Genomic DNA, 6402 nt, shown 5'->3' with positions numbered 1-6402 from the left:
CCGTCTGGACTTCACCGCGGTGTTCGCCGCCAATGACGCCATGGCGCTCGGGATGATCCACGGTTTCCGTGATCTCGGCATCGATGTCCCGCGCCAGGTGAGCGTCGTCGGCTTCGACGACATCCCCCTCGCCGCGCATGCGTGGCCGCCCCTGACGACCGTCCATCAGCAGTTCGCCGGGCTGGGCGAGCGCGCGATGGCGGCGCTGCTGCGTGCCATCGGAGAGCCGGAGGTCCCCACGGATGCCGCGAGCGGCATGAATCTGGAGCCCTCGCTCGTGGTGCGGGAGTCGTGTGCCGTCGCCGTCACGGCGAAAAGATGACGCTTCGATAACGGCGCCCTTCCGCGATTGACAACCCCGGTCGGAGGGTGCACGATGTTCAAGCGATGTGAACGGTCACATTGGGCTTCGGAGCGAAGCCCGCTCAACGAAGACAAGCTGACGACGAGGAGGTCGCGCACCATGCCGGATGCAGTGCCGATCCTGGAGATGCGCTCCATCACCAAGGAGTTCCCGGGTGTGAAAGCGCTCAGCGACGTGTCGATCACCGTCGCCGCGGGCGAAGTCCACGCCATCTGCGGCGAGAACGGTGCCGGGAAGTCCACGCTCATGAAGGTGCTCTCCGGGGTCTACCCGTACGGCACCTACAGCGGCGACATCTGGTACCGCGGCGAGGTCGTCCAGTTCAAGGACATCCGCGCGAGCGAGAACGCCGGCATCGCGATCATCCACCAGGAGCTCGCGCTGATCCCCGAGCTCTCGATCACGGAGAACCTCTTCCTCGGCAACGAGATCCAGCGCGGCGGCGTCATCGACTGGAGCACCGCGCGTCTGCGCGCCGTCGACCTGCTGGCGCGGGTGGGGCTGCGCGACGACCCCGACACCCAGGTCAAGCATCTCGGCGTCGGCAAGCAGCAGCTCGTCGAGATCGCGAAGGCTCTCGCGAAGGACGTCAAGCTCCTCATCCTCGACGAGCCCACCGCAGCGCTGAATGAGGACGACTCGCAGCACCTGCTCGATCTGATCCTGTCCCTCAAGGGCAAGGGAATCTCCTCGATCATCATCAGTCACAAGCTCAACGAGATCGAGCAGATCGCCGACTCCATCACGATCATCCGCGACGGCCGCACGGTCGAGACGCTCAATGTCGCGACGGGCGCGGTGGACGAGGACCGCATCATCCGCGGCATGGTGGGTCGCTCTCTGGAGAGCCGCTTCCCCGACCGGACGCCGCACATCGGCGAGGTCTTCTTCGAGGTGCGCGACTGGACGGTGCGCCACCCTCAGATCCCCGAGCGCCTCGTCGCCAAGCATTCCAACCTCTACGTCCGTCGGGGAGAGATCGTCGGCATCGCCGGACTCATGGGTGCGGGGCGCACCGAGCTGGCGATGAGCCTGTTCGGCCGCTCCTACGGCACGTACGAGTCGGGACAGATCCTCATCGACGGCAAGGAAGTCTCGATCAAGGACGTCCAGTCCGCGATCGACCACGGCATGGCCTACGTGAGTGAGGACCGCAAGGTGCTCGGGCTGAACCTCCTCGACACGATCAAGCGCTCGATCGTCGCCGCAAAGCTGAAGAAGATCGCGCGCAACGGCGTCATCGACCCCTACGCCGAGAACGACATCGCCGACGACTATCGCAAGAAGCTGCGCATCAAGACGCCCAGCGTCGACGTCGGCGTCTCGAAGCTGTCGGGCGGCAACCAGCAGAAGGTCGTGTTGGCGAAGTGGATGTTCACCGACCCCGAACTGCTGATCCTCGACGAGCCGACGCGCGGGATCGACGTCGGCGCGAAGTACGAGATCTACGCGATCATCCAGCAGCTGGCGGCGCAGGGCAAGGGCGTGATCCTCATCTCGAGCGAGCTGCCGGAACTGCTCGGCATCTCCGACCGCATCTACACGATCTTCGAGGGGCAGATCACCGATGACCTGCCCGTCGCCGACGCAACCCCCGAGAACCTCATGCGCAGCATGACCTCCGCACGACAGAAGGCACAACGATGAGCACCGAGACGGTACCCACCAAGCGTTCAGGCGGCATCTCCGACCTGAAGAAGATGTTCGGCGGGGGCACATCGTCCCTGCGACAGTTCGGCATCCTGGCGTCGCTGATCGCCATCATCCTGATCTTCCAGATCTGGACCGGCGGCACGACGCTCTCTCCCCAGAACCTCATCAACGTCGTCAGCCAGCAGTCCTACATCCTGATCCTCGCGATCGGCATGGTGATGGTCATCATCATGGGACACATCGACCTGTCCGTCGGGTCGGTCGCCGCCTTCGTCGGCATCATCGTGGCGCAGTCGATGAGCGAGTGGAACATGCCCTGGCCTGTGGCGATCCTCATCGGGCTCGTCGTCGGCGCGCTCGTGGGCGCGTGGCAGGGGTTCTGGGTCGCGTATGTCGGAGTGCCGGCGTTCATCGTGACGCTCGCGGGCATGCTGATCTTCCGCGGTGGCAACCAGTGGATCGGGCAGTCGACCACCACGCCGGTGCCGCCGGAGTACAGCTACATCGGTTCGGGCTACCTGCCCGAACTTCCGATCGCCGTCGATTTCAACGTGCTCACGATGCTCCTCGGCCTCGTCGGCGTGGCGTGGATCGTCTACAACGAGTGGCGTCTGCGGCGTCAGCAGGCCAAGATCGGTGCGGACTCCGCTCCGGTCTGGGTGTCGGGCGTGAAGGTCGTCATCCTCTCGGCCGCGATCCTCTGGGCGGCGTGGCTGTTCGCCACGGGACGCCCGGGCACGAGCTTCCCGATCTCCGGCGTGATCCTGCTGGTGCTGGTCGTGATCTACTCGTTCGTCACCAACCGCACGGTGTTCGGCCGTCACATCTACGCGGTCGGCGGCAACCGCCTCGCGGCGGCGCTGTCGGGCATCAAGGACCGCCGCGTCGACTTCTTCGTCATGATGAACATGTCGGTGCTCGCCGCCGTCGCCGGAATGATCTACGTCGGGCGTGCCACGGCATCCGGCCCGCAGGACGGCAACGGCTGGGAGCTCGACGCGATCGCGGCCGTGTTCATCGGTGGCGCCGCGGTCTCCGGCGGCATCGGCACGGTGATCGGCTCGATCATCGGCGGGCTCGTCATGGCCTTCCTCAACAACGGTCTGCAGTTGATCGGCGCCCAGGCCGACGCGATCCAGATCACCAAGGGCCTCGTGCTCCTGTTCGCCGTCGCCATCGACGTCATCAGCAAGCGTCGCGGCGGTCCTTCCATCATCGGTCTGCTCCTGCGCCGTCGCGACAAGAGTGCAGCCGTGATCACAGACGTCCCCGCCGTCATCCCGACGTCGGGCACGAACGAGTCGAGCCAGCCGGCCGACCTCCCCAAGGTGTAGGTCCGGGAACGACTCGCCTCACCCTCACCAGAGAAAGTGATGAATCAATGAAGAGAATCGCTCTTGCGGCAGCCTCACTGGCCGCCGTCACGGCACTCGCGCTCACGGGCTGCTCGAGCTCCGGGCGCGGCGGCGACGCGACCGCATCGGCGGGGGCCGCCGCCGGCTTCGCCGCGGACGCCTCGATCGGCATTGCACTTCCCGACAAGACGTCGGAGAACTGGGTGCTCGCCGGTGACCTGTTCAAGAACGGCCTCGAGCAGGCCGGGTTCAAGGCCGACGTGCAGTACGCGCCGGCATCCAACACGGTCGCCGAGCAGCAGAACCAGATCTCCTCGATGATCACCAACGGTGCCAAGGTCATCGTCATCGGTGCCAAGGACGGCAAGCAGCTCGGCACGCAGCTGCAGCAGGCGGCGGATGCCGGTGTCACGGTGATCGCCTACGACCGCCTCATCGAGAACACGCCGAACGTGAACTACTACGTCGCGTTCGACAACTTCAAGGTCGGCGAGCTGCAGGGTCAGGCCCTCCTCGACGGTCTGCAGAAGCGTTCGGGCCACGGCGCGCCGTGGAACATCGAGCTGTTCTCCGGCTCGCCCGACGACGCCAACTCGGCGGTCTTCTTCAACGGCGCCATGAAGGTGCTGCAGCCGAAGATCGACGACGGCACGCTGAAGGTCGTGTCGGGCCAGACCGCCATCCAGCAGACGGCGACGCAGGGCTGGAAGGCCGAGAACGCGCAGAGCCGGATGGACTCGCTGCTCACGGCCAACTACACCTCGGCGACCATCGACGGCGTGCTCTCGCCGAACGACACGCTGGCTCGCGCCATCATCACCTCGGTGAAGCAGGCCGGCAAGAACATCTCGCAGTTCACCGTCACCGGTCAGGACTCCGAGGCCGAGTCGGTCAAGTCGATCATGGCGGGGGAGCAGTACTCCACCATCAACAAGGACACCTCGCTCCTCGTCGCCCAGACGATCAAGATGATCCAGTCGCTCCAGAAGGGTGAGACGCCCGAGGTCAACGACACCACGCAGTACAACAACGGTGTCAAGGTCGTCCCGGCCTACCTGCTGCCGCCGGTCATCGTCACCAAGGAGAACGCGGCCGAGGCCTACGCCAACAGCCCCAAGCTCCTGGACATCGTGAAGGCCGCCCAGTAAGCGACCCGCACGCCCACGACGGCCCCCGTTCTTCGGAGCGGGGGCCGTCGCTGTCTCAGCGGGGGAGCCAGACCGGGGCGCTGGAGCCCCACGGCTGCGGTGGCCGGAACCCCGTCGGTGCCCCCGCGTAGGCCACGGCCGACCCCGCGGTGACGACATCGTGGCCGCCGACGGTGAAGTGCTGCAGGAACCGATCGGGGTCGACCGGTTCGGCGAGGTCCCCGTCCGCATCGCGCGGCATCCCGAGCAACTCCGCCGCGACGCGTCGGAGGGACGTCTCGACGAGCCAGCTTCCTCCGACCTCGCCGCGACGGCGCAGTGCCGTGAGCACTGCGGCGGCCAGCGCATAGCCTGCCGTGTGATCCAGCGCCTGGGCGGGGAGCGCGCCCGGGGTGCGGCCGTCGGCGGACTCGATCCAGGCGATGCCGGACGCCGCCTGCACGAGGCTGTCGAAGCCGCGTCCGCCCGCGGCACCCCACGCACTGAGTCGGGCCACGATCATGCCGGGATGCCGCGCGCACAGCGCACGGGGTTCCAGGCCCAGTCGCGAGAGCGCAGCTGGGCGGTAGCCGAGAACCACGATGTCGGCGGTGACGAGAAGGCCGTCAAAGCGTCGGCGATCGGCGTCAGCATCGAGATCGAGCAGTGTGCTGCGCTTACCGTGACCGGTGTCCAGATGCTGAACGGCGATCTCGGGTATCCGAGGGGAATCGACGCGGAGCACGTCGGCACCGAGAAGAGCCAGTGTCCGCGTCGCCACCGGCCCGGCGATGACGCGCGTGAGATCGAGGACGCGCACGCCGCGAAGGGGAGCCGAGGCATCGGCGACCGTCGCCTCGAGCGGGCTGTCCGCCATGCGGCGCACGGTGGCCAGCGGCGACGCGCGCAGCCGCTCGTCCGTCTCGGGATCCTCGCGTCGCACCTCGACGCACAGGCCGCCTTCCCGCGTGATGATCTCGACGGCCTCCCGGGTGGGCAACGCGCGCAATCGCGCTCCCACGCGATCCGGGTCGTCGCCGTCCTGCGGCGCATCGAGCAGGCCGAGCGCGCGGCGCAGAGCACGCTCGTGGTGCGGGTAGTTCGCATGCGTGCGCACCCACCCGTCCCTGGTGCGGAAGAACCCCGACAACGGGGCGAAGCCGATGCCCGGCTGCCCCTCCCATCGGAACCACCGCTCGCTCGTGTACGCGACGGTGACCGCTTCGGCATCGACCGTCGCGGGAGGAGTACCAGCAAGAGGCGCCGTCGCCGCGTCGACCCAGCCGACGGCGCGTGTGGCAAGCGTGCCGACGGGCAGCCGTGCGCGCAGCGAGCGAGGTTCCATGAGGGGAGCCTACGACCGGACACAGCGCGCGACACGCCCGGGATGTGGGTGTGATTTGCTGGTTGGTGGTGTGCCGCGTAAGTTATTGCTTGTTCGCCCCACAGGGAAGAGCGAAGGGCCGGAAGGCCTCGCCCCCTCAAGCGGAGAACCGAACCCCATCCCAAACCTCTCGGTAGAGAGAACAGGACTTATGGTCTAGGATGGAAACCTCCCTCCTGCACTCCGTTTCAGACGGACGACGGCGGTGGGTGTTGGCAGTCGCGAGAGCGATACTGCCTGCGTGACGATTCTGTCACTCCTGTCATGTTCCTCCGGGCCCATGACGGGCGAGACATCTTGTCCGCGAAGAGAAGTCGCCCCGCGATGAAGGCCGAGAGGCCGGAGCACGGGAGCGTCCGATCCTTGAGAACTCAACAGCGTGCACTTGTCAAATGCCAAATTACCTCGTCCCTGCCTTTTGGTGGGGTGAGATTCCTTTGGATCAAGTCCGGCATTTTGGTGTCGGCATTATGGATTGTCAGTGATGGCATCCTTTTGGTCAGTTTCGAACTCGCTGCA

Annotated in this window: 5 protein-coding genes; 4 read left to right on the top strand and 1 reads right to left on the bottom strand. The window is 66.4% G+C overall.

Going from position 1 to position 6402, the window contains the following annotated elements; all coding sequences use genetic code 11:
• The 4 genes from BGN98_RS09635 to BGN98_RS09620 form a co-directional block, all read left to right on the top strand.
• Positions 1 to 322, top strand: a 322-nt coding sequence (locus tag BGN98_RS09635; protein ID WP_288121142.1) for a substrate-binding domain-containing protein, incomplete at its 5' end; no start/stop codon positions are given.
• Positions 323 to 463: 141 nt separating this feature from the next.
• On the top strand, positions 464 to 2011 hold the full coding sequence (mmsA, locus tag BGN98_RS09630) for a multiple monosaccharide ABC transporter ATP-binding protein (RefSeq protein ID WP_005048976.1): 1548 nt from the start codon (positions 464 to 466) through the stop codon (positions 2009 to 2011).
• Positions 2008 to 3351: a multiple monosaccharide ABC transporter permease gene (gene mmsB / locus BGN98_RS09625; RefSeq protein WP_005048979.1), complete on the top strand. Its 1344-nt coding sequence runs from the start codon at positions 2008 to 2010 to the stop codon at positions 3349 to 3351. The genes mmsA and mmsB overlap by 4 nt, the downstream gene beginning before the upstream one ends.
• A 47-nt stretch (positions 3352 to 3398) precedes the next feature.
• Positions 3399 to 4520 (top strand): substrate-binding domain-containing protein, encoded by a 1122-nt coding sequence (locus BGN98_RS09620; protein WP_005048981.1) that lies wholly within the window; start codon positions 3399 to 3401, stop codon positions 4518 to 4520.
• 55 nt (positions 4521 to 4575) lie between these two features.
• Here BGN98_RS09620 and BGN98_RS09615 read toward each other — a convergent pair whose 3' ends face one another.
• The gene (locus BGN98_RS09615) at positions 4576 to 5844 is read right to left on the bottom strand and encodes a CoA transferase (RefSeq protein WP_288121140.1); all 1269 of its coding nucleotides are present in this window, start codon (positions 5842 to 5844) and stop codon (positions 4576 to 4578) included.
• Between the last annotated feature and the right edge of the window lie 558 nt (positions 5845 to 6402).

This window comes from Microbacterium sp. 69-7, from assembly GCF_001897985.1.
GTDB classification, from domain to species: Bacteria; Actinomycetota; Actinomycetes; order Actinomycetales; family Microbacteriaceae; genus Microbacterium; species Microbacterium laevaniformans.
The sequence above is the reverse complement of the archived record's forward strand: the minus strand, read 5'-3'. Positions and strand labels throughout refer to the sequence as shown.